Origin of the sequence: Cellulophaga sp. BC115SP (assembly GCF_009905545.1) — a bacterium.
Taxonomy (GTDB): domain Bacteria; phylum Bacteroidota; class Bacteroidia; order Cytophagales; family Spirosomataceae; genus Flectobacillus; species Flectobacillus rivi.
Genome location: NZ_JAAALB010000123.1, coordinates 1 through 1,995, shown reverse-complemented (window position 1 = coordinate 1,995; position 1,995 = coordinate 1). Strand labels below are relative to the sequence as shown.

Genomic DNA, 1,995 nt, shown 5'->3' with positions numbered 1-1,995 from the left:
CATTAGTGCCATATAGATAAGTAGATAGCGCTTCATAGATGCTTTAAGGTTTGGGTTACTTAGGGCAGCGTTTGGTGTTGAAGGGTGATAAACTATTATGTGAGCATAATTAAAACATTATCTAGTAATAGTTTGTGATTAAAGGAATAGGGTATTTAAGATAGAGTGTAACTGCTTGTTTTGAGGATTGGAATCCTTAAAACAAGCTAGTACTGGCTTGGAGGGCAGTACTAGCGGTGGTTTATTTTTCTTTTGATTCTGAACAATACCCTAAAAATTACCTATAGTACAACAAAATATGCTTAAACACATTTGGAATATTACAGTAATTGGCAAGTATAGTTAGATGAGAAAATTTTAAGAATTAGCATTTTTAGTATTTGCTAGTATTGGCTTGAAAGTTAGGACTAGTAGGTGTATCATCATTTCAAAACGGGGCACCCTACCCAATCTGTAATGACAGGTACATGAAGTTCATGCCATCGTTTTACAAAATAATCAATGTTTTCCATGTCTTTTTTAATTAGTTTTTTTAGCTTAGCTACTTCACTATAAAACCCCTGCTTAGAAATATATTTACCTATCTTATGTTCAGGTAAAAATAGCATGTATAATAGAGGGGGGAGGGTATAGTCATCATTTCTTAATCGCATTTTAGATATACTGTTGGGGGGTAAATGAAATTTGACACCATCGCAATCATGCAAATCTGATAATGAACTTGTTTCTGGATATAATTCAAAAATATTCATCGAAATATTTATGTAGCTATCACCAGTAACAATATAAACCGTAATAATTTCCAAATACTTTTTTGTTAGTCTACATAGTTCATAAGAATATCCACTAACATTTCGGTCATATTCACCAAACCAAATACCTCTAAATGGTGATTTTGAAAATCCTTTGTTTTCAAGTGATGGAATACCTGTCTCCTTGAAAATTTTGTTTCTAACAGTTAAAAGTTCTCTATCCGAAGCCCTGTAAAATAAATTACTCATATAGTTAGTGATTTTGATTTGTTTGTGTTCCAACTCCAGCACCTGTGGAAACTGAAGATGTTCTTGCTACATTTCCGACTTGTTGACTTGTAGTTCTATCAATAATTAACCCCCCTGTGGTTACGCTTGGTCTTGCTGCTACTTGATTGGATGTAAGTCCTGCGGTATTAAATTTACTTTCAACTGTTATACGATTACCAGTAAAAATATTTTTAAAGTTATGATCATATTTGGCGACTTGTACTCTTCCTGTAGGAGTAGCTCTTCCTGTAGGAACTACAGCTTTTCCCTCACTTACATAACCCTTTGTAGCATATTTTATTTCTGTTGCAATTTCACCCAATCTTCCCTTTGTAGCTGTAGTTGCATTATCTAAAGCTTTTTTCACTACATTTCCTACAAATTTTCCACCTGCTCCAACAACGCCTCCTACAGCGGCATCAACAACAACATCTGCTGTTGTTGTTTCTTTTCCTTGTAAAGATCTACTTGCAGCTCCGCCTACAACGTTAGCGCCCGCAGCAGCACCAGCAGTTGCTAAATAACTTATACCTCCAGTAGCAGCAGCAGCTCCTCCAGTAATTGCTCCTTGAAGAGCAGCCCCACCAACGGCTCTCCAATTACTAACTTTACCTTCATTCCATACCTGTCTGCCAGCTTCTATAGCTCCCCCTATTAGCCCTCCAGCTATTGCACCTGCAACTACATGTGGTATCCTTCCATCTGGATCGGTATGGCCTGCAGGGTTATTAAACACATAGCCATAAGGTGTAGAAGATTCTTGTCCACCATCCTCATGAGATGGATCCACCGCCATCCATCTACCCAACTCAGGGTAATACATCCTTGCGCCATAGTCTAACCAGTTGGTACCATCCTGTAGCTCTTTTCCGTTGTAGAGCCTGTCGTTGGAAAGCACCGTTTGGGTAGGGGTCATATTATCACCTAAGGATAATATCGATACGCCAAAGGCACTGTAATAATTTCCCTGATA

At 37.6% G+C, this 1,995-nt stretch carries 2 protein-coding genes; both read right to left on the bottom strand.

What is annotated here, in order from left to right; translation table 11 throughout:
* Window positions 1-422: 422 nt before the first annotated feature.
* The gene (locus GVN22_RS27115) at window positions 423-1,001 is read right to left on the bottom strand and encodes a hypothetical protein (protein WP_166554130.1); all 579 of its coding nucleotides are present in this window, start codon (window positions 999-1,001) and stop codon (window positions 423-425) included.
* A 4-nt stretch (window positions 1,002-1,005) separates the two neighbouring features.
* The coding region (locus tag GVN22_RS27110; protein ID WP_166554129.1) for an RHS repeat-associated core domain-containing protein at window positions 1,006-1,995 on the bottom strand (990 nt) is incomplete at its 5' end.